Source organism: Lactococcus sp. S47 (genome assembly GCF_016517475.1).
In the GTDB taxonomy this organism is placed as follows: domain Bacteria; phylum Bacillota; class Bacilli; order Lactobacillales; family Streptococcaceae; genus Lactococcus; species Lactococcus lactis.
The window spans coordinates 220,063-242,084 of the sequence record NZ_JACVUB010000003.1 but is presented as its reverse complement, the minus strand read 5'-3'; the positions used below and the strand labels follow the sequence as shown (position 1 = coordinate 242,084).

General features: G+C 35.1%; 23 protein-coding genes. 5 read left to right on the top strand and 18 right to left on the bottom strand.

Features of this window, described 5'->3' with window-relative positions:
- Nucleotides 1-11 precede the first annotated feature (11 nt).
- The 13 genes from trpA to IAE52_RS04890 all read right to left on the bottom strand — a co-directional run bounded on the left by trpA (nucleotide 12) and on the right by IAE52_RS04890 (nucleotide 11,198).
- Nucleotides 12-773 (bottom strand): tryptophan synthase subunit alpha, encoded by a 762-nt coding sequence (gene trpA / locus IAE52_RS04950; protein WP_033900935.1) that lies wholly within the window; start codon nucleotides 771-773, stop codon nucleotides 12-14.
- Complete coding sequence (gene trpB / locus IAE52_RS04945) at nucleotides 770-1,978, bottom strand: tryptophan synthase subunit beta (RefSeq protein WP_012898074.1); 1,209 nt, start codon at nucleotides 1,976-1,978, stop codon at nucleotides 770-772. Before trpB ends, trpA begins: the two co-directional genes overlap by 4 nt.
- A 37-nt stretch (nucleotides 1,979-2,015) precedes the next feature.
- Nucleotides 2,016-3,077 carry a phosphoribosylanthranilate isomerase gene (locus IAE52_RS04940; protein WP_200136723.1) on the bottom strand — a complete coding sequence of 354 codons (1,062 nt, stop codon included), beginning with the start codon at nucleotides 3,075-3,077 and terminating at the stop codon, nucleotides 2,016-2,018.
- On the bottom strand, nucleotides 3,067-3,861 hold the full coding sequence (trpC, locus tag IAE52_RS04935) for an indole-3-glycerol phosphate synthase TrpC (RefSeq protein ID WP_109991061.1): 795 nt from the start codon (nucleotides 3,859-3,861) through the stop codon (nucleotides 3,067-3,069). Before trpC ends, IAE52_RS04940 begins: the two co-directional genes overlap by 11 nt.
- Nucleotides 3,862-3,907: 46 nt before the next feature.
- The gene (gene trpD, locus IAE52_RS04930) at nucleotides 3,908-4,915 is read right to left on the bottom strand and encodes an anthranilate phosphoribosyltransferase (protein WP_200136722.1); all 1,008 of its coding nucleotides are present in this window, start codon (nucleotides 4,913-4,915) and stop codon (nucleotides 3,908-3,910) included.
- Nucleotides 4,905-5,501 carry an aminodeoxychorismate/anthranilate synthase component II gene (locus IAE52_RS04925; protein WP_012898079.1) on the bottom strand — a complete coding sequence of 199 codons (597 nt, stop codon included), beginning with the start codon at nucleotides 5,499-5,501 and terminating at the stop codon, nucleotides 4,905-4,907. The genes trpD and IAE52_RS04925 overlap by 11 nt, the downstream gene beginning before the upstream one ends.
- Before the next feature lie 123 nt (nucleotides 5,502-5,624).
- A complete protein-coding gene (gene trpE / locus IAE52_RS04920; RefSeq protein ID WP_033900944.1) occupies nucleotides 5,625-6,995 on the bottom strand; it encodes an anthranilate synthase component I in 1,371 nt (456 codons plus the stop codon).
- A 457-nt stretch (nucleotides 6,996-7,452) separates the two neighbouring features.
- Nucleotides 7,453-7,812 (bottom strand): DUF1304 domain-containing protein, encoded by a 360-nt coding sequence (locus IAE52_RS04915; RefSeq protein ID WP_033900946.1) that lies wholly within the window; start codon nucleotides 7,810-7,812, stop codon nucleotides 7,453-7,455.
- 14 nt (nucleotides 7,813-7,826) lie between these two features.
- The gene (locus IAE52_RS04910; protein WP_025016710.1) at nucleotides 7,827-8,465 is read right to left on the bottom strand and encodes a nitroreductase family protein; all 639 of its coding nucleotides are present in this window, start codon (nucleotides 8,463-8,465) and stop codon (nucleotides 7,827-7,829) included.
- 11 nt (nucleotides 8,466-8,476) lie between these two features.
- Nucleotides 8,477-8,896, bottom strand: a complete 420-nt coding sequence (locus IAE52_RS04905) for a MarR family winged helix-turn-helix transcriptional regulator (protein WP_017864691.1) — start codon at nucleotides 8,894-8,896, stop codon at nucleotides 8,477-8,479.
- A 113-nt stretch (nucleotides 8,897-9,009) separates the two neighbouring features.
- On the bottom strand, nucleotides 9,010-9,753 hold the full coding sequence (locus tag IAE52_RS04900) for a class I SAM-dependent methyltransferase (RefSeq protein ID WP_033900949.1): 744 nt from the start codon (nucleotides 9,751-9,753) through the stop codon (nucleotides 9,010-9,012).
- Nucleotides 9,754-9,828: 75 nt separating this feature from the next.
- Nucleotides 9,829-10,509, bottom strand: a complete 681-nt coding sequence (locus tag IAE52_RS04895; protein ID WP_033900951.1) for a VIT family protein — start codon at nucleotides 10,507-10,509, stop codon at nucleotides 9,829-9,831.
- Nucleotides 10,509-11,198 carry a VIT family protein gene (locus IAE52_RS04890; protein WP_033900953.1) on the bottom strand — a complete coding sequence of 230 codons (690 nt, stop codon included), beginning with the start codon at nucleotides 11,196-11,198 and terminating at the stop codon, nucleotides 10,509-10,511. The genes IAE52_RS04895 and IAE52_RS04890 overlap by 1 nt, the downstream gene beginning before the upstream one ends.
- A gap of 125 nt (nucleotides 11,199-11,323) precedes the next feature.
- Between IAE52_RS04890 and IAE52_RS04885 the strand changes: the two genes are divergently transcribed.
- Nucleotides 11,324-11,710, top strand: coding sequence for a Fur family transcriptional regulator (locus IAE52_RS04885; protein ID WP_010905993.1), 387 nt, complete (start codon nucleotides 11,324-11,326; stop codon nucleotides 11,708-11,710).
- A 167-nt stretch (nucleotides 11,711-11,877) separates the two neighbouring features.
- Nucleotides 11,878-12,765: a DMT family transporter gene (locus IAE52_RS04880; protein WP_021722737.1), complete on the top strand. Its 888-nt coding sequence runs from the start codon at nucleotides 11,878-11,880 to the stop codon at nucleotides 12,763-12,765.
- Between the two features lie 40 nt (nucleotides 12,766-12,805).
- On the opposite strand, the gene IAE52_RS04875 is transcribed toward IAE52_RS04880, so the two are convergent.
- The gene (locus IAE52_RS04875; RefSeq protein WP_010905994.1) at nucleotides 12,806-13,240 is read right to left on the bottom strand and encodes a MerR family transcriptional regulator; all 435 of its coding nucleotides are present in this window, start codon (nucleotides 13,238-13,240) and stop codon (nucleotides 12,806-12,808) included.
- 76 nt (nucleotides 13,241-13,316) lie between these two features.
- Between IAE52_RS04875 and IAE52_RS04870 the strand changes: the two genes are divergently transcribed.
- A complete protein-coding gene (locus IAE52_RS04870) occupies nucleotides 13,317-14,048 on the top strand; it encodes an SDR family oxidoreductase (RefSeq protein WP_029344047.1) in 732 nt (243 codons plus the stop codon).
- A 104-nt stretch (nucleotides 14,049-14,152) separates the two neighbouring features.
- Here IAE52_RS04870 and IAE52_RS04865 read toward each other — a convergent pair whose 3' ends face one another.
- Nucleotides 14,153-15,952 (bottom strand): 1-deoxy-D-xylulose-5-phosphate synthase, encoded by a 1,800-nt coding sequence (locus tag IAE52_RS04865; protein ID WP_109991062.1) that lies wholly within the window; start codon nucleotides 15,950-15,952, stop codon nucleotides 14,153-14,155.
- Between the two features lie 264 nt (nucleotides 15,953-16,216).
- Entirely contained in the window at nucleotides 16,217-16,636 is a 420-nt protein-coding gene (locus IAE52_RS04860; RefSeq protein WP_003130113.1) for a MarR family winged helix-turn-helix transcriptional regulator, read from the bottom strand.
- 181 nt (nucleotides 16,637-16,817) lie between these two features.
- Between IAE52_RS04860 and IAE52_RS04855 the strand changes: the two genes are divergently transcribed.
- Together IAE52_RS04855 and IAE52_RS04850 are read left to right on the top strand one after the other, a co-directional pair.
- The gene (locus tag IAE52_RS04855; RefSeq protein WP_058202996.1) at nucleotides 16,818-17,723 is read left to right on the top strand and encodes a magnesium transporter CorA family protein; all 906 of its coding nucleotides are present in this window, start codon (nucleotides 16,818-16,820) and stop codon (nucleotides 17,721-17,723) included.
- Between the two features lie 104 nt (nucleotides 17,724-17,827).
- Nucleotides 17,828-19,207: an MATE family efflux transporter gene (locus IAE52_RS04850; RefSeq protein ID WP_109991063.1), complete on the top strand. Its 1,380-nt coding sequence runs from the start codon at nucleotides 17,828-17,830 to the stop codon at nucleotides 19,205-19,207.
- Nucleotides 19,208-19,354: 147 nt separating this feature from the next.
- Here the strand turns inward: IAE52_RS04850 and guaA are convergent, their stop codons facing one another.
- On the bottom strand, nucleotides 19,355-20,896 hold the full coding sequence (gene guaA, locus IAE52_RS04845; protein WP_017864699.1) for a glutamine-hydrolyzing GMP synthase: 1,542 nt from the start codon (nucleotides 20,894-20,896) through the stop codon (nucleotides 19,355-19,357).
- 208 nt (nucleotides 20,897-21,104) lie between these two features.
- Nucleotides 21,105-21,980, bottom strand: coding sequence for a fructokinase ScrK (gene scrK / locus IAE52_RS04840; protein WP_003130103.1), 876 nt, complete (start codon nucleotides 21,978-21,980; stop codon nucleotides 21,105-21,107).
- Nucleotides 21,981-22,022 lie beyond the last annotated feature (42 nt).

Sequence of the window (22,022 nt, the reverse complement as noted above, 5' to 3'; positions counted from 1 at the left end):
TTTCAATTATCTTAAAAATTGATTGCGTTTTCAATAAATTTAATAACTTCGTTTTCTTTACCTTCATGTAAATCACGAACAATTTTTGAACCAACAATAACTCCTGAGGACACTTTATTAAAACGGTCTACATCAGATAATGTAGAAATTCCAAATCCTGTCAAAACAGGAACATCCGTTAATGAAGACAACGCTTTTAAATGTTGGTCAAGCTGGTTACTATAAGCATTTTCTTTCCCAGTTACTCCATTGATTGCAACGGCATAGATAAATCCTTCAGCATCGGTTACAAGTTCTTTTTGCCGAGAAAGTGGCGTGGTTAATGAGACCAGAGGAACTAAACAGATATCTTTATCATTGATAAAGGGTTTGATATAATTCTCATGCTCTTTAGGTAAATCTGGAATGATAAGGCCTTTAACTGGTGTTTCTTCAAGAGCTGCAACAAACTTTTCAATTCCAAACTGATAAACGGGATTGAAATAGGTCATAATTACTAGAGGAACTTTTGTATCAATTGTTTTGAAGGTTTCAAGAATACTTGAAAGTGATACATTTCTTGCTAAAGCACGCAAACCTGCTTGTTCGATGACTGGACCATCAGCAACCGGATCTGAAAATGGAACGCCAATTTCAATAGCGGAGCTCCCGGCTTGTTCAAGAAGTTGAATGGTTTCTTTAAGACCTTCTAAGCCTTTTTCATGGTCGCCAGCCATGATATAAGGAATAAAATTATTTTTTTTATTGCTTAAAGTCATTTGTAAAGTTTTCATTTTTTCACCTCTTTTTCTGCTTCAAGTCGTTCTTTAACTTGAACCACATCCTTATCCCCACGTCCTGAAAGACAAACAATCATTGATTTATCTGCTCCTAATTCTTTTGCTAATTTGACTGCATAGGCGATGGCATGAGAACTTTCTAGTGCTGGGATAATTCCTTCAGTTCTAGATAAGATTTTAAAACCTTCAAGTGCTTCTTCATCTGTAATATCAACATATTTTGCTCGTCCAACAGCATTGAAATAAGAGTGTTCTGGTCCGATTCCTGGATAGTCTAAACCGGCTGAAATACTAAAGGCTTCTAAGATTTGACCATTTTCATCTTGAAGGACATCCATGAGTGTTCCGTGAAGAACACCGGGGCGGCCTTTAGTAATTGTTGCCGCATGATGTGGCGTATCAATCCCAAGGCCAGCAGCTTCGACACCATACATTGCAACTGATTCATCATTAACGAAGGGATAAAAAAGTCCCATCGAATTTGAACCTCCACCGACACAAGCTACTAAAGCATCTGGAAGTTTATTTTCTTTTTCTAAAAATTGGGCACGCGCTTCTTGTCCAATAACAGCTTGATAATCACGCACAATTTGTGGAAATGGATGTGGTCCAAGAACTGAGCCCATTACATAATGCGTATCTTCAACTTGAGCAACCCATGCTCTAAGTGCTGCATTAACCGCATCTTTAAGTACGCGTGAACCATCAGTTACTGAATGAACTTTTGCCCCGAGTAATTCCATGCGAAAGACATTGAGAGATTGTCTTTTAACGTCTTCTTCACCCATATAAATCGTACATTCCATGCCAAAGAGGGCAGCAGCGGTTGCGGTTGCGACACCGTGTTGGCCTGCACCTGTTTCAGCAATGACTTTATTTTTTCCCATTTTTTTGGCAAGGAGGACTTGTCCGAGGGCATTGTTAATTTTGTGTGCTCCTGTATGGTTTAGGTCTTCTCTTTTAAGATAAATTTTTGCTCCGCCCGCATATTCTGTTAAGCGTTTTGCATAATAGAGTGGGTTTTCTCGTCCAACATAGTCTTTAAGTAATTCTTTAAGTTCTGCTTGAAAGAGAGGGTCTTTTTTACTATCTTCATAGGCTTCTTCTAATTGTTTTACTGCTGTCATTAGTGTCTCAGGTACAAACTGGCCCCCGAATTGGCCGTAAAATCCTTTGTTGTTAGGTTGGTTGTAGGTCATGTTGTTGCTCCTTTTTATGTAAGTTTCATGGTAAATCTCATTTAATGTTCGCGTCATTTTCTTCAAAAAGTAATTTCTTTAAAATCTTCTTATCTTTAGTTTTTTTGGCTCGCCAGCTATCTGTCACTGCCGCTTGGTAAATTTGAATATTTTGCTTTAAAGTAGGGAGGAAAAATTCTTGATGTAACTCAGATTTGAAATTGATTTTGGGAATATCATTATCGTCAACCCCGGCATAGTTTTTAAGGGTCTCCACACTTGCAAAGCCAACATGAATACTAGCTTTTTCAAATTTATGCTCATGTAAGTCAATGGGCTGATAACCTAATTCTTCCATTAAACTTGTTAATTGCTCAAAATTTTCAAAATCAAGCTTTTTGAGTTGAATATCAATGTCATCAGGATTTGTTGGAAAATTGATTATTTGCTCAACTGCTAAACTTCCCATTAAATAAGGGATAATCTTATTTTCATTTAGCTTTTTTGTGATTCTTAAAAATTCTATAAATAATTGCTTTGATGAGGCAAGGCTTGCATTTTGAACAAAGTTTTTTATTTTTGTAAGGTTTTTAATTCCGTCAGTTTCTACTCCAGAAGAAACATCCACACCGTAGGCATTTGGAAAATGTTGAATAGCAGCTGCTACATTTTCTGGATTAAGTCCACCAGCGATTAAAAATTTATTTTTCAGACCGCTGGTCACCAAAGAGTCCCAATCAAATGCTTGACCACTTCCAGCTTGTGGACTATCAAATAATAAAATTACATCTTCGTATTCTTTAAATTCTTGGTCTGGCCTTATTGCTTTAATAACCGAAACATCTAGTTGATTAATGTAATTCATATCTTCATTTCCGTGAAGCTGAACCAGATCAAGTTGAGCAACTTGAATAGCTTTTTTTACAAAATTAATAGGTTCATCAACAAAAACTCCTACTTTTTTGACTGTTTTTGGGACATCGTTTGTGATTTGAAGAATTTTTTCTGGTGCAACTTGGCGTTTTGAGGGACTAAGAATAAAACCGAGATGTGTGGCACCAGATTCTACGGCTGTATCAACAGCTTCTTTTGTAGATAAACCACAGATTTTAATTTTCATTCGTTTTCCTCTTGATTTTTAAATCTTTCAAAGATTTTTCTAGATTTTCTGATTGCATGAGTGCTGTTCCAACCAATATTCCATTGAAAGCATCGGAAACTTTTTGGGCTTCGTTTGCGCTAAAAATGCCTGATTCGGAAATGTAGATATTGTATTCTTTAAAGTAGGGAGTCAAATCTACTGAATTTTGCAAGCTCACTTCAAAGGTTTTTAAATTACGATTATTAACTCCAATAATTTTAGCCCCAAGCTGATGAGCAATCTCAAGTTCTGCTTTATTATGTGTTTCAACAAGAACTTCAAGTCCTAGTGAAAGTGCGTAGTTGTAGAGGTTTTGGAGTTTGGAGTATTGATTTTCAAAAACTGCGACAATGAGTAAAATAACTGTTGCTCCCGCATTTACTGCCCGATTGATTTGTTTTTTATCGATGATAAAATCCTTGTTCAAGGTGGGGATTTGGACATTTTCTGAAATTTCACGGAGATATTCAATATTTCCTTTAAAAAATACAGAGTCAGTTAAGACGGAAATCATAGCGGCACCGGCTTGTTCGTAATTTTTGGCTTGGTCAACGATATCCACTTCTAAGTTAATATCACCTAGACTGGGCGAAGCTTTTTTGATTTCGGCAATCACTTGAAGCTGGTCGGAATGTTCTTTTAAGTAATCATAAAAATTGTATGTTTGACGAACTTTTCCTACTTGTTCTTCTGGCATTTTAGCAATTTCAAGTCTTTTTTCTGCTAGGATTGTTTCTAGAAATTTTCCTTTTTTTATGTTCATATTTTTCTCTCATTTTCTGCTATTTCAAAATTTGCCATCAAGATTTTTAACCAATTTGTTCTGCTTGTAATTCATGCAACTTGGTAAGAGCTGCTCCTGTACTAATTACTTCTCTTGCAAGGTCAACTCCGGATTTGATGGAATCAACTTTTCCATTGGCATAGAATCCAAGTCCGGCATTTAAAACGGTCGTTTCTAAAAAGGCTGACGGTTGATTTTCAAGGACATTTTTTAAAATTTCAGCATTTTCTGGGGCTTCACCCCCACGAATATCATTGAGTTGAACTTCTGAAATACCAACGTCTGAGGCTCTAAATTCATGCAAAGTCACTTTGTCATTTTCTAAAAGTGTGTAATGATTAAGTCCAAAGGGTGTTGCTTCGTCCATTCCGCCTTCACCTGTGATGACTAATGCTCGCTTACGGCCTAAGCCTTTCAAAACATTTGCTGTTAATTCAAGTAAATCTGGACGTGAGGTACCAAGAAGTTGTGTATCAAGTGGAATTGGATTGATTAGTGGCCCAGTCAAATTCATAATTGTTGGAATTTCGAGTTGTCTGCGGACTGGCGTGAAGTATTTCATCGCTGGGTGGAGATTTTGAGCAAAAAGGAAAACTAAACCAACTTTGTCAAAAACTTGAGCTAACTTTTCTGCTGGTAAATATAGATTGATTCCTAAGGCTTCAAGAACGTCTGCCGAGCCAGATTTACTGGTAATGGAGCGATTTCCGTGTTTTGCCATATTGACTCCACCAGCTGTTAAAACAAAAGCGGCTGTGGTTGAAATATTAAAACTGAATGAGCGGTCGCCTCCTGTTCCACAATTGTCCATCGCATTTGTCAAATTTGTTGGAATGGGAATCGCTGCTTTCTGTAAAGCTCGAGCCAAACCAGTCAATTCGCTTGCTGCTTCACCTTTCATTTTTAATGCTACTAAAAAGCTGGCAATTTGGACCTCGCTTAATTCACCTTGGATAATTGAATTAGCAAGCATGTTCATTTCATTTTCGGTCATGTCACGGCCTGACATCACTTTTTCAAGTTCATTTTTCATTTGATGACTCCTTGTTTTCATTTACTTGGTTGACAAAATTTTCAATCATGGTCATACCATCCAATGTGCCAATGGATTCTGGGTGAAATTGTAATCCATAAATCTGTTCTTTTTCATTTTCAATAGCCATAATTTCACCATCATCTGTCGCGACTGCTGTGATTGCAAAATCTGGTAAAGCGACTGCCTCATCCATGACAATTGAATGATAGCGCATGACTAGAAATTTTGAGGGAAGATGATTGAAAAGTAAATTTCCTGAGGTCTGACGGACTTGTGAATTCTTGCCATGCATGACTTGATGGGCCAATCGAAGTTTGCCACCAAAAACTTCAACGATAGCTTGAAAACCTAGACATATTCCTAAAATTGGTTTTTGACCTGCAAATTGCTGAATAAGTGTTTCCATTTTTCCAGCATCCGCAGGCCAACCAGGACCTGGTGAGAATATTAAGGCATCTGCTTTTTCTGCCATATTTTCCAAAGAATCATCGTCATTTTTCACAACTGCTACATCAGTCAAAGCACCTACATACTGCACTAAGTTGTAAGTGAAACTATCGTAATTATCTATTATTAAAATCAATTTTGTCTCCTATTTTTAACGACAAGGCCTGTCAGTAATTTTTTATTTTCTGTCAGTAAAAAATTACTGACAAAATTATCTGATGATGTTAAATTTTTTATGTCTACATCTTTTTGGGTCTATTTATTGACCAACTTTCAATAAGCCTTGGGCTTTGTTTAAGGTTTCTTGATATTCATGTTCGGGTACTGAATCGTAAACAATTCCGGCTCCTGCTTGAACATGTGCTTTCTTGTCTTTCAAGACCATTGTCCGAATGGCAATTGCAAAATCGCAATTTCCATTTTTCGTTAGATAACCGATAGCTCCTCCATAAATTCCTCGTTTTTGCGTTTCAAATTCATAAATTCTTTGGTAGGCTCGATGCTTCGGTGCTCCTGATAGCGTCCCCGCTGGCAATGTGGCGCGTAAGGCATCCATAGCTGTAAATTCAGGACGAAGCTCGCCGGTCACTTCACTTGTAATATGCATGACGTAGCGATATTTCTCAACTTTCATGAAAACAGGAACTTCGATTGAACCATATTTGGAAATTTTACCAATATCATTTCGTCCTAAATCAACAAGCATTTTGTGTTCAGCGACTTCTTTGGGATCACTTTCTAAATCTTCAATAAGAGCTTGGTCTTCAAATTCATTTTGCCCGCGTTTTCTTGTTCCGGCAATTGGATTGGTTGAAACTTGATTTCCATGAACAGCAACCAAACGCTCTGGTGAGCTGCCAATGACATGAAAATTATCGAATTCCATAAAGTACATATACGATGACGGATTTTCAACCCGAAGCTTTCTGTAATAATTAAAGGGGTTGTCAGTAAAATCGGCTGTTAAACGTTGTGATAAAACAACTTGGAACATGTCACCATTTCTGATAAGTTCCTTTGCTTTAGTAACTTTTTCTTCAAAAAGTTCTTGAGACATATTGCTGACGAAATTCAGTTTACTTAATTCTGTCAGTTCATTTTCTGTTTCTGTCAGTAAAGATAATGACTCAATATTTGCTGACAGCGCGTTTTGTAACTCTTTTTCTGAACGCTGACTGTAAGTATTGTCTTCAATAAAAATCAGTTTTTCTCGTTTGTGGTCAAAAATTAGGGCTGATTCGTATAACATAAAATACATATCTGGCGTTCCAATCGAATCTTTCAGTTCAGGTTGAATGCCTTCAAAAATACCATAGGTATCAAATCCAGCATATCCAATCGCTCCACTTGTAAAAGGCAAGTCTAAATTTTCGTCAGTACTTTCTGGCTGACAAACTAATTTTTCCAGAAATTCCATTGGATTTTCATCGCTAATGATTTCGTCATTTACGCTTAAAATTCCGTCAGTAAATTTGATGTGCTTCACAGGATTCAACGCAATAATTGAAAAACGTGATTGGTCATTTTCTCTGGGAATGGATTCTAAAATTACTTTATTCTTCCCTTTCAGGCGAAGATAAACCGAAATTGGGGTCATGGTGTCTGCTGAAATCTCTTTAATTTTTCTCATGTTTTCTCTCTATCTATAGGTTTGAGGAAGTCTTTTCCATTGATACTGATTAGTTAAAATTTAAGCTTCGCCATCGTTGGTTCATTTTAGAAATCCTTTCAAAAAAATACAAAAAAGCCCGTAGAGTATCAAATACTCTACGGGCGTATGTCACGCGGTGCCACCGTAATTTAAGAGTTCCTAAAAGTATTACAAAAATACTAGAAAAACTCTTCTTTTCCTCGTCTAACAACAAGTCGCTTGGTATCGGGAGCATCCGTGATTTTTATTGTTTCAAATCAAATTGCGAAAAACAAATCGTTCTCGACTTTCAAATCAGCCCATTCGCTCTGATGAATTTATCTGCTCGCACAACCGCAGACTTCCTGAAAAAATTCTGATATAGAGTTACTTTTCTGATGTTGAAAATAATTGTAAAACTTTTTATGAGACTTGTCAAGGATTTAAAAATATTTTTTTAAAAAAATGAAGAAATTAGAGCTAAAATGGCTAAACCACCTTGGGTCAAAATAATCTTTTTATTACTGGTCAAAGAGCCATACAAAGCCACTAAAATAATATAAATAAGCAGTAATCTAACAATTTCAAGTGACGCTGACGAAAAGAATATTGCATAAATTAATCCTAAACCAATCAAACCGTTATAAATCCCTTGATTTTTAAAAAGCGTTTGAACTGAAGAACGTTCTAACTCCTCTTTTCCCATATTAAACACACGACTGGTTGTTTTTGAGCTTGTAGCAAAGGTCTCTAAATACATAATGTAGAAAAATTCCAAAGCAACCAAAAGCGACAGAATAATTGTTAAAATGGTCAAATTACTTCTCCTTTTTATTTAAAAGTAGTGATTTTATCAGCATTCATGCGGACAGATTCATAACCTTCTTCAACGGCTTTACCAATTGACAAAATCATAACTGGGACAAAACGTTCTTTGTCTAAATCGAAAGCTTCTGCTAATTGATCTTTTTCAAAACCACCAATTGGATTTGTCTCATAACCGTGAGCTCTTGCCACCAACATCAATTGCATTGCCGCCAAACTTGAGTCAATTTTGACAACATCATTCATTTCTTGTTTAGAAAAACTCTTGTAATAAGGAATAATTGCTCCAATTTGTTGATCTCTGACTTCCTGAGGCATTTTTCCTTCAGCAACTGCTTGGTCATAGATTTCTTCACCTAATTCATAATTAAGCATGTCACCAAAAATTAAAATCATGGCTGATGAAGTATCATTTTGCCGGGTGTTAAAGCGAATTAAAGGTTTCAATTTTGCTTTTGATTCTTCGGTTTCAGCAATGATAAAACGCCAAGGTTGCATATTTACTGATGAAGGTGCAGCCGTTGCTTCTTGAATCATTTCAAGCATTTCTTCGTGAGAAATTTTGTAGTTTTCATCATAAAGTCTGACAGATTTTCTACCAAAAGTAATATCTGAGAAATCGTTATTTTTAAAGTTCTTATTCATTTTTTCTTCTTTCATTGTGTTAATTTTGTGAGTAGTTCTAAAAGTTGTTCTTCTTCTAAAGCACTGAGCCCAATATTTAATATTTGTTGACTTGCATCTAGAGAATCATCATGTTTTTTTGCACAAAGTGCTAAATCATTTTTAGCTTTATCGGTAATTTCGACAAATACTTCTCGATTATTTTCTTTATTGCGCTCTCTTTTGACAAGATTTTTTTCTTCAAGTAATTTTAAATGTCTTGTTACAGCAGCACTATCAATTTTTAATTCATTTTGTAATTGACTTTGAGAGCAACGACCTTTACATTTTAAAATCATCATCAGTTGATAACGAGTAATACTATAACCCGTTGACTTCTCAAATTTTGCCGTCATTTCTTGATTTACAATTTTGAGCTGATAGAGTAACTGGCTGACTTTTTCAAGCTTCATAATTTATTTCTCCTTTCTTAATTGATTGGTCAATCATTGATTAGTCAATTATAGTATTAAAATAAATAAATTACAACTAAAAGAATTGAGAAATAAAAAAACTAGGATTCAACCTAGCATTTTTCCCAATATAACAACTCAAATATCACTAATCTTTCCATTTCTCGAATTTCTGTTTCACTAAAAAATAATTGCGTCAAAGCCGCTAATTCTGTATTTGAAAGCTCATCAGAGAAATAATCAGAGAAAAACTGTGAACTTACTTTTTCTGATAAAAAGAATCTAAATTTCTTACTTTTAAATTCCCAACCTAATTCCTCTAACCATACCTTATAAAGCAACATCTGCGCTTCTTTATTCTGTTCTTGATTAGGCAAATACAATTGTTCGACCTGACTAAAGAGATTATCCTCATCAAAAATCAAACGTAAAATTCCAACATTTCCATTGGCAATCCGATTTAATTCTACTAAGGCTTCTTTTGACTCCAATGCAGGATTCATGGCTGAAAATACAAAATCATAAGTATTTTCTTTTGTATTCTTTAAAAATTTATTTTGTTCTTGATGCGTAAAAGTGATTTTATTTGAATCAGCTGACTTATTCTTGGCAAATTCTAACATTTTTGCTGACAGATCAACAAGATGATAGCTGTCAGTAAAATTTGAAAAGTGTGGAATATATTTGCCTGTCCCACCAGCTAAATCTAAAAATTGACTTGTTGGTAAAAGTTTTTCAGTCACCAAAAATTCCTTTAATTGCTGACCAATATCAACCAAGCTTTCATTTTGAATTTCTTCATATTCTTGAGAAAACTCATCCCAATATTGTTCTAATTCTTTAGTATTATCATCCATTTGTCAGCCTCTTTCTCAATAATTATCAGTCCTATCTATAATTATAACAAAAGCTTTTAACTAAGCCTAAATTCATTAACCTAAAATCCGACCAATAAAATAATGAATAAAAATTGTTAGTAAACCAATAATAATATTTCTAAGAATTGCTTTAATTACCAAGCCATCAGAAAGCTTAGCACTAATCATTCCAGTTAAGGCCATTGCAAGCATTGTTGCAAAAATTGTTGCTGGAAATTGCCAAGCACCCTTAACTAAAATCATGGTTAGTAAAGGAAAAAGTCCACCAATCATAAATGAAATTAATGATGAACCTGCTGCTTGCCAAGGATTCATATAATGTCCTAAAGCAATATCATATTTTACTGACAGAACAGTTTCCAAAGGTTTTCGAGCAAGTAATTCATTAGCAATTTCTGCTGAAGTTTCCGGACTGATTCCTTTTTCAATATAAAAATCTTTCACTGCTGCTTTTTGATTTTTAAAATCTTTTTTCAATAATATTTTTTCTTCTTGAACCACAACTTTCTCACTATCAGATTGAGAACTGACACTTGCATACTCACCAGAAGCCATTGAAAAAGCACCAGAAATTAAATTTGCCAAACTAGCAATCAGTAAAGCAAAGCTACTTCCAGAAGCTGCGGAAACCGAAAAGAGCACACCAACAACTGTAAGAATTCCATCATTTGAACCCAAGACTCCCGCACGGACACTATTTAATTTTTCATCTATTGTCATTGTTTGTTTTTTCATCACAAACCTCCTTGTTTAAAGAGCAAACCCACTACATAAGTAACAAGCATCGTTAGAATCCCAGCAATAATATTTCTAAAAGTTGCATGTTTTTTATCAGCACCATTTAAATAAGCCGCAGCATAACCTGTAAATCCTAGAGCGATTAGTACGGAAATAAATGTTGCCAAAGCACTCCAACTTTTAGGAATTAAAGAAATGGCTAGCATAGGCAAAAGCGCTCCAGTTGGAAATGAGAGCATTGAGGCAATTGCCGCTCCTTTAGCACTCAATTCTTGTCCAATTGTAAAACCGTGTCTTTCACGAACCGTTGTTGCTAAAGCATCCTTTTTCATCATCTCATCCGTTGCTTTATGAGCTAGTTCATTAGAAATCCCATCTGCTTTATATTTTTGATAAACAAAATCAAATTCATTTTGATAATTAGTAGCAAGTGCTACTTTTTGTTCTTGGATAATTTTTTCCTGAGCATCACGTTGCGAACTGACCGAAACATATTCTCCCATTGCCATACTGACTGTACCTGCTAAAGTTCCGGCAAAACCTGCCAGCAAAATTGTCCCAATATGAGAGGTTGCGCCAGAGACACCAATGACAATCCCTGCAATCGAAATAATCCCGTCATTTGCTCCCATAATACTTGCCCTGACAATATTATTTCTTTGAATTAAGTTATTTTTTTCTTTCATTATCTCACCCTTTTAGAATCATTCTAAACTATATTTTAGAATGATTCTAAACAAATGTCAAGTCATTGAAATGATTTTCTGTTGATGATATAATAAAATAAATAATAAAGATAGGAGTGCTGATTTTGGAACAAGACTTAAAAGAACTATTACAATCTCATGGTTTAAAAGCTACACCACAGCGTCTCATTGTCTTAGAATACTTGATAAAACATCAAACTCACCCAACGGCAGAGCAAATTCACGAAGATTTGGAAAATATTAGCTTAGCAACGGTCTATAATACCCTTGATAAATTGGTTGATAGTGAGTTAGTGATTGCTATAAATGACGGTAGTAAAAGAAGATATGACTACTACGGAGAGCCTCATTATCATGTTGTCAATAAAACGACAGGTGAGATTATGAATGTAGATAATTTTGATTTTCGTCCCCTAATGGAGGCCGCTCGAAAAGCTAGTGGTCTTAATATTACTGGTTACAAAGTTGAAATTTATGGAGTTGAAGATTAAAAAGCACTAATCCAATTAATTAGTGCTTTTTTTATTCTTTTATACCATTTCCAGTGAATATTTTACTATGCCCTGTAATTTATATATAATGATTATAGGAAGATAATATATTTAGAAATTGAGGATAAAAATGTCAAAAACAAAAAAACTCAACACATGGTACATATATGACTAAATTTAAAGGAATTATTTACGCTTCTTTGGGAGCCGCGTTTTTTGGGATTAGTAGTATTATTGCTGGACTCCTCTTTAATCGTTGTTCTATTGAGCCAGGTTGGCTAGTTACCACGCGCATGCTCTTTTCAGGCTTGTTGTTACTTGCTTGGTTAGCAATTACTAAACACAACATCTTTAGTGTCTGGTCTTCTGTAAAATCAAGTCTAAGAATTGTAGCTTTTGGGATTTTCGGAGTACTTTTTGCACAATCTTCTTTTCTATTATCTGTTTATTACGGAAATGCAGCTATTGCAACTATTTTACAATCCCTAGGTCCCTCCATCATTATTATTATTTTAGCTATCAAAAGTAAAGCAATTCCACGTCGTCTTGATATTATTGCCATTTTTCTTTCTTTAATTGGTGTTTTTCTGCTTGTGACCAATGGAAATATTGGAGAACTTAGTTTTTCAGCTTCTGCTCTTGTTTGGGGGCTTTTATCCGCCCTTGGTGTTTGTGCTTACACTCTTATTCCATGTCCACTTATCAAAGAACACTCTCCTTTAAGCCTTGTTGCTTGGGCCTTATTAATTGGTGGTGTCATTTCTAATTTCTTACATCCAGTCACAAATTTACCTAAAAATTTTGATCAGACTGATTTACTTTTGGTCAGCCTCATCGTTGTTGTTGGAACGCTCTTAGCTTACTCTCTTTATATCAATAGTCTAAAATATACAGAACCTCATATTGTTGGTATGCTTGGAATGCTTGAACCTGTCACCGCTATTTTAATTTCTACTTTATTCCTAGGCGTTTCATTTTTAGGATTCCAACAGTTAGGTATTTTTGTCGTCTTTCTGTCGCTATTTCTCATAAATTTTCCAACTAAGAAAAAATAAAAAAACAAAACGTAAAAAATACGTTTTGTTTTTTTTAATATTATTTGAAAATATCTCTTATCTCTGGTTTAACTTGTGTTGTTCCCGGAATAAAGTGGATACTTTCAGTGCCTGCTTCTGCTGCTGTTTGATAGTACCAAATTTTCCATCTTAAAAAGGCCAAATTCATTTCTAAAACTTTAATTTTTTCTTCTAATTGCTCTTCGTGTGTTTTCATAAAATCTAAACGTTCATCAAGTGTTGAATCGCCCTCCATACACCAATCAATAAATTGAGCAATATCTTTTATGGGTATGCCTGATTTTTTTAAACAATCAATGACTTCAATATAGCCAAGATCGTCATCTGTAAATTCTCTTCGACCAGCTTTATTTCTTTTAGCAAAAGGGAGCAAACCTTCCTTATCATAATAACGTACAGCATCGTTAGAAACGTTTAATTTACGTGAAATATCGCCAATTGTATATTTTGTCATTCTTTCTCCTTGACATGGAGTTAACTCCATGTTGTATAATCAGTATATCAAAAAAATACTCTTAAGGAGAAATAAAATGTCTAAACCACTTATTGTTATAACAGGAGCAAGTTCAGGATTTGGTGCTGAAATTGCAAAATTATTTAATGCTGATGGATTCCCAATGTTGCTTTTAGGCCGTCGTACAGATAAAATCAAAGCCTTGCCCCTTGATTTTACGAATGTTCTTGTGGAATCTGTAGATGTCACGGACAAAACATCATTTGAAAATGCAATTACTAAAGCTGAAGAAAAATATGGCAAAACTGATCTTCTAGTCAATAATGCAGGTGTCATGTTATTAGGAAATGTTCTTAATCAAAATCCAGCAGAATGGAAACAAATGATGGATACTAATGTTTTGGGTGTCCTTAATGGAATGCAAATTGTACTTCCGCAAATGGTTGAACGCCAAGGAGGAACAGTAATTAACATGTCTTCTCTTGCTGGTAAAAAAACTTTTACCAATCACGCCGCTTATGTCGCTTCAAAATTTGGTGTTCATGGTTTAAGTGAAACTATCAGAGAGGAAGTTTCTGGTAAAAATGTTCGAATTTCACTTGTTGCACCTGGTGCTGCCGAAACAGAATTATTGACACATGTTACTGACGAAAGTGCCCTAAATGATTATAATCTTTGGAAAGAATCAATGGGTGGTACAACACTTGCTCCTGAAAGAGTGGCGCAAACCGTGAAATTCATTTATGATATGCCTCAAACGGTCAACATCAGAGAAATTGATATTGCCGCAACCAATCAAAATGCTTAATATTTAATATCTTAGCTAAAAAAGATACTAGTTAATCGCTAGTATCTTTTTTAGCTATTTATTTCATATTTTATCTAGGAGATAAGCTCTGCCTCCAAAAACTTTTATTTAGAAAATATTTTCTTAAAAAAATTAGGTCCTTTAGATTCTTTGGTTGCTTCAATAATATCAGTTGCCATAAGTTCTGGTCTTATGTGATAACGATTGTAAAGTTCTTCTTTTGGAACAGCATCAATAAATTCAGTATCTGCACCATATACAAGTGTTTTTATCCCTTTACTTGCCAAATAGGTCGCCACTTTTTGACCAAATCCCCCATCTTTAGTGCCATCTTCAATCGTAACAAAGAGTCCATGAGTTTCAGATAATTTGTCTAAAGCAGCTACATCCAAAAGATTTGCAAAGAATGGATTTACAACCGTTGGATTAAATCCTAATTTTTCAAGTTCTTCTGCGACATTTTCAGCTTTCTCAAGCATTGCACCAAGTCCTAAGATTGCAACTTTTTCGCCAGACTTAACAACTTCATACTGAGGTTTACTAAAATCAGTAATTTTTGTTGGGCGATTTTCCAAAGTATGCTCTGGCAAGTGTATAAATACTGGATGTTCATGTTGATTATATGCCCAATTAAGCATTGCAAAAAGGTCTTCTTCACTTGTTGCTGCAAGGTCAATTACATTGGGAATATTTGATGTTTGACTATAAACAAAACTTCCTTGGTGAGTATCGTTTGTTCCGCCAATTTGACTATTACTGATAATAACAATTGCTGGTTCTTTATTCAGTGCCAAATCATGGTTAAGTTGGTCATAGGCACGTTGTAAGAAAGTTGCATTTTGGAAAATAATAGCTCGAGTTCCTGCTGCTGCGATTGCTCCACCAAGTGTCACTGTATATTGTTCAGCAATTCCTCCATCAACATAATTTTTTGGATGATTCTTAGCAAATTGTGACAGGCCAAAGAACATTGGAATTGCGGCATTAATGGCGATAAGATTGTCACCTTTGGCTAACTTTTCTTCCATAAAGTCAAGAAATACATTATTATAGCTACGAACGATATTGGTTGAGCTATTGACTGGTTGACCTGTAGCAATATCAAAGGGTGCAAAGACTTGGTGCATTCCTTCTTTATTTTCAACTGCTGGTTTATAGCCATGTCCTTTCTCTGTGTGGATATGAAGAACAATTGGCCGATTGATATCTTTTACTGATTCAAAAAGAGTAATCAAACTTTGGATATCATTTCCCTCCTCAAGGTAACGGTAATCAAGCCCAAATGATTTAAAAAGATTATTTGCTGAGGTTCCTTTACTTGCTCGCAAATCTGCAAGATGTTGATAGATTCCTCCATGATTTTCGGTGATGGCCATTTCATTATCATTTACAATAATAATAAGATTCCCGTTAAGTGTACCTGCGCCATCAAGTCCCTCAAATGCAAGTCCTCCTGAGAGTGCGCCATCACCAATGATGGCTACAATATTTTCTTTTTTTCCTTGCATATCTCGAGCCAAGGCATATCCCATAGCTGTTGCAATAGATGTAGATGTATGACCGACTCGTATAAAGTCATGTTCATTTTCTTCAGGATCTGTATAGCCTGTTGTTCCAGAAAATTTGTCCTTGTCAGTAAAAAATTCTTTACGTCCTGTTAAAACTTTATGCGGATAGCTTTGATGACTAACGTCCCAAATTAATTTATCAACAGGTGAGTTAAAGACTTTATGTAAAGCAACAGTCATTTCTACCACACCAAGATTTGGTCCGAGATGGCCCCCTGGATATTGACTGACACGATTAAGAATTGCATCACGTACATTTGTAGCGAGCTCTTCTAGTTCTAGCGCTGTAAGATTCTTGATGTCTTTGGGGTCATTTACTTTGTCTAATACTGTCATAATTTTTTCTTCCTAGTTCTATTTAGATTATAAAGCTGCGAGTAAAATTTAATATTATTTAAGTTTAATAAGGTCATTTTTTAATAAGCTAATATAACATTAACGTTTACGTTTGTAAACGATAAAGAAATTATACTTTTTTATATTTTACTTGTCAAGAAATCTGTCATCTTTTTTAAAGAAAGTCTATAATATTATTTTGAGAAACGCATTGGACTGAAATAAAAAAAGACTAACGTAATTATTAGTCTTTTTCCTATTATCTTATAAATTGTCATCGATTTTTTCTAAGAGTCTCAAGAATTCAGCTTGTTCTTTCTCGGTCAAGGGTTCAATCAATTTCTTTTCAGATGCTTCAAATATTTGATTAATCTGATTAATAATTTTTAGCCCTTTGGGCAAAATATAGATATTTTTTTGACGTTCATTCTCTTTAGGAATTCGTCTTTCGATATATCCTTTTTTTTCCAAACCTTGGAGCATACTTGTTATACTTGCTCCTCGTCTATTAAATACTTCTGCTAAATCTTTTTGGATGAGACCTTTATCTTGATTTTCTGCAATATATGCGATTACTCTAGCTTGTTGATGATTCACTTCTAAATCTTTCATCATTTGACTAGAGGTCATCATTGATTTTTGTGAAATAGAACGAAATAAATTTGAATAGATTGTATTAGCCATTTGGAGGACTCCTCTTATTTGATTTGCTGTTTCTTATTTCTTAGTATAATGGTCTTTTATTCATTTGTCAATTTATAACAATTAGATATCTAACAGTTAGTTCTTGACATTTTCATTTATTTGATTTATGATAATTCTTGTTAGTTAGAATTCTAACTATTTTTTAAAAAAGGAGAATCAAATGTCTGAAAATTTAACAAGAGAATGGATTAATTTCTCAGACCAAAAACTGTTTGATAAAAGTTATCTCTCAAAAACATATCACATTCCGGAAGAGTTCTTATCTTATGCAACAGATAAAGACGAGAGTGCTCGAATAGAGATTGACGATGAAACTAAAAGTCTACTCATTATTTTTGATATGCCATTTGAAGATCAAACAGATGTGGCTTATTATTCATCGGGGCCTATGAGTTTTATTGTAACAAAAGAGGTCATCATCACAAATGTAGCGGATAAAAAGATGGCAACAATCTTGAAAAATTCAAAACTGCTTCATCAGTTAAATCCAAAACATAAGACTTCTTTTGTCCTTCATTTCATGCTAGCTATTGCCAAAATTTATGTCGATAAAATTAGAATTCTCAATCGTAAAAGAATATTAATTGAACAAACTTTGGGTAAGGCACCGAAAAATGAAGACTTGATTAATTTGATGAAAATTGAGCGAAGTTTAATTTATTTCATTATGTCCTTGAAATCAAATTCTTTAGTCATTTCTAAAATTAAAAGTGGTAAATATTTAAAACTTTATGATGATGAAAAGGAACTTCTTGATGATTTAATGATTGAAGTTGACCAAGCTTTTGATATGTCTAATATTTCAAATAGGATTTTGAATGAGATGACTGATTCTTATGATTCAATCATTAATAATAATACAAATAGTGTCATGAAATTTTTGACCTCTTATTCAATTATTCTGACTATTCCTACCATCATTTTTAGTTTTTATGGTATGAATGTTCCTCTGCCCTTGACTAATCTCCCAAAAATATCTTGGGAAATCATTTGTTTACTAGCTCTTCTCTTGTCAGTTTTACTGACTCTCTTCTTCGTCAAAAAAGATTATTTTTCTAAACGATAGTTTTGGGTTGACAAAACAAAAAATAAGTATTATGATATTCTAATAGTTAGATATCTAACTATTAGAATATCTATCATTTCGATTCAGAAAGAAGAACAATAAAAATGAGTAAAAAATCCAACTCTTATTATCTTAAGGAAGCGCCCATCAGAAAAGCAATTGCTCACTTATCAATTCCCATGATGATTGGAATTTCGGCAACAACAATCTATAACTTAATCAATGCCTATTTTATCGGCCTTGTCCATGACACAAATATGATGTCAACAATCACTCTAGGTTTAACAATAACCATTGTTTTTATGGCCATCGGAAACCTTTTTGGTGTCGGAGGCGGAACCTTTATTACTCGTCTGCTAGGTTCTGGCGATAAAGAAAAAGGAAAGAAAATCGCTGGTTATTCTTTTTATATGAGTTTAATCATTGGTTTGCTTATTGGGCTTGTTTCTCTTTTCTTTTTAAGTCCAATCGCTCATATTTTAGGAGCAGACGCCGCAACTCTTACTTATACTAAAGAATATGCTGGAGTTTTATTAGGTGGTGGTTTTAGTATGATTTTAAACTATGGACTGGAACAATTAGTTCGTGCAGAAGGTGCCTCAAAAGAATCAATGTATGGCATGTTCGTTGGGGTTGCGACTAGTATTGTCTTAGATGCCCTCTTTATCCTAGTTTTAAATCTTCATGTCATTGGGGCTGGACTTTCAATGGTGATTGCAAATCTAGCTTCTACAGCTTATTATGTCTGGTTTTTAGAAAATAAAAGTGAATCGCTTAAAGGATTTTTAAAACATTTTAAAATCAGTTTAAAAGACCAATTTGAAATCTATAAAATTGGGATTGCAGAAGTTTTCAAATCAGCATTTATGATTGTCACAACACTTTTGTTAAATCACTTTTCTGTTCAATATGGTGATAATGTTCTTGCTAGCTTTGGGATTGCCCTTAGAATCACTCAACTGCCTGAATTTTTGACCATGGGACTCTTTTTAGGGGCCATTCCACTCTTTGCCTATAGTTTTGCTTCAAACAATACTCAACGATTAAAAGAAGCACTTAAAGAGTTGACTCTTTGGATTGGCGGAATTTCTATTCTCTTTGCTTTAATTGTCTATCTTTTTAGAGTTCCTGTCATGCAACTCTTTACTGATGATAGTGCAGTAATCAAAGTGGGCTTAATCGTACTAGCCGCACAACTGGTTTCATCTGTCTTCAATGGTTTTTCGGGATTATTTACTGGAATTTTTGAAGCTTCTGGTCTAGGTGCACAAACTGGGGTAATGTCTACTATCCAAGGGATTCTTTATATCCCAATCGTCATTATCTTACATCATTTTTACGGATTAACTGGCCTCATCTGGTCAATGACCCTAACAGAAGGAATTGCCTTTGTAGCAGGCCTCATCATGCTTATCCCTTATTTATTAAAATTAAACAATGGTAAACTTATGGAAAATCACCCTGAATTAGCCGTTGCTGAATAATATATTAAAAACGAGGAAATTTATGGCCTCGTTTTTTTATATATTATTTTCCAGTCCAGACGTATTTATCATAATTTAAGCCTGATAAATTATAAGTTAATGGAATGAAAAAACGATAACAGTAATAATCTGCTATCGTTTTTTATTCTATTGCCACTCAACAGTTGCTGGTGGTTTGCTCGTAATATCGTAGACGATACGGTTGACGTGGTCCACCTCATTAACGATACGTTTTGAGATTTTTTGGAGAAGATCCCAAGGAAGTTGGGCAAAGTCAGCTGTCATTCCATCGATTGAAGTGATGGCACGAATAGCTAGTGTATAGTCATATGTTCGTTGGTCTCCCATGACACCGACTGATTTCACATCTGTATTTACTGTGAAATATTGCCAAACATCACGTTCAAGGCCTGCAGCAGCAATTTCTTCACGAAGAATTGCATCTGATTCACGAACAGTTTCTAGTTTTTCTTCTGTTAAATCACCAAGGACACGAATGGCAAGTCCTGGTCCAGGGAAAGGTTGACGCCAAACGATTTCGTCAGGCATTCCAAGTTGTGTTCCAAGCGCACGAACTTCATCTTTAAAGAGTGTGTTCAATGGTTCAATCAATTGGAATTGCATATCTTCAGGAAGACCACCAACGTTATGGTGTGATTTGATTGTTTGAGCTGTATCTGTTCCTGATTCAATAACGTCGGTGTAGAGTGTTCCTTGGGCAAGGAAGTCAACACCTTCTAATTTGTTTGCTTCATCATCAAAAACATAAACGAATTCGTTACCGATAATTTTACGTTTTGTTTCTGGGTCTGAAAGGCCAACAAGTTTGTCCATGAAACGTTTTTGAGCATCTACTTTAATGATATTAAGACCGAATTTTCCGCCCAATGTCTCCATGACTTGGTCAGCTTCACCTTTACGAAGGAAACCGTGGTCAACAAAGATTGATGTCAATTGGTCACCGATGGCACGTTGTAAAAGTACACCTACAACTGATGAATCAACACCACCTGAAAGGCCAAGAAGAACTTTTTTATCGCCAACTTTTTCACGAATATCTTTGATTTGCATATCAATGAAGTTTTCCATTGACCAGTTCCCTTTTGCTCCACAAATGTTAAGCGCAAAGTTTCTGAGCATTTCTGTCCCGTGAACTGAATGACGAACTTCTGGGTGGAATTGGATACCGTACAAGTTGCGTTCTGTATTTTCAACAGCAGCAAATGGACTGTTTGGTGAAGTTCCGACAACGTGGAAACCTTCAGGAATAGCTGTTACACGGTCACCGTGGCTCATCAAAACATCTTGAACTTCGGGGGTTCCTGCAAACAATGCTGATTTTTCAGTAAGTTGAAGTGGGGCAACACCGTATTCGCGTTCGCCTGCTGCTTCTACCATACCGCCGAGCTTGTAGCTCATCAATTGCATTCCGTAGCAAATACCAAGAACTGGCAAACCAAGTTCAAAGATTTCAGGATCAATATCGAATGAACCTTCATCATAAACTGAATTTGGACCGCCTGAAAGAATAATACCGATTGGATTAATCTCACGAATTTCTTTGGCTGTAACTTTGTGACTCATGAGTTCTGAGAAAACACCGATTTCTCGGATACGACGCGCAATAAGTTGATTGTATTGTGAACCATAGTCGAGTACAATGATTTTTTCAAGTGTAGTGTCGGACAAGGGACCCTCCTCTAATAAGGTGCAAAAGTCCGAATTCCTGTTGGAAAGTTCGAACTTTTGTTCAATTATTTTATTAGATTTATTCTATCATAATTTATTGTTTTTTGCAGAGATATTTGTGAATAAATAAAATAAATTTTAGAAAAATCGTATGATAGTGATTACATTTATTTTTACTGACGAAAATGAAAAACTACTGACAAAGCTGTCAGTAATTTTTTTCATCTAAATCTTTTGCCAAAGCAAAATTTCCAATCGTTGCCGAACCATTATTTGCGACTGACGGAGTCATAATATAATCTGTCAGTAAATAGGGCACGTGGACATAACCTGCCATTAATTTTGTGAATTCTTTGCGCACGCGCTCAATCATGTGCGTTTGGGTCATAACGCCACCACCAAAAACAATTTTCTCAGGTGCAAGTGCTAAGGTTGTATTAACGGCGATTTGTGCAATGTAGAAAGCTTGGATATCCCAAACTTTACTGTCAGCTGGAATATCTTCTCCACGAATTCCTAAGCGGGCTTCAAGGGAAGGACCGGCTGCCACTCCTTCTAGACAATCACCATGAAATGGACAAACGCCTGCAAAATTAAGATCGTCTGGATGGCGTTTAACATATTGATGACCCATTTCTGCATGAGAAAATCCTCCAATAAATTTCCCATCTTGTACGGCTCCTCCACCAATTCCTGTTCCAATTGTGAAGTAAACCAATGATTTTCCGCCAGTCACAATCATCTCACCGTAAGCCGAGCTATTGACATCGGTAGTGAAAACCATCGGAATATCAAGTGCGGCTTTGAGTTTTCCTAATAAATCAACATTTGCCCAACCAGCTTTTGGCGTGGTTGTTATATAGCCATAAGTTGCACTTTCAGGCTTGATGTCAATAGGCCCAAAAGAACCAACTGCCAATGATTTAACAGGATTTTCTTTAAAAAATTCAATGGTTCTAGTAATTGTTTCTTCGGGACTAGTCGTTGGAATTTGATTTGTTTTTAAAATGTTAAACTGCTCATCACCAATCGCAAGTACAAATTTTGTTCCGCCTGCTTCGATTGAGCCATAATGATTTGTCATAATTTTTTCCTATAATTTGTTACTTTTTATGTTCTATTTCGT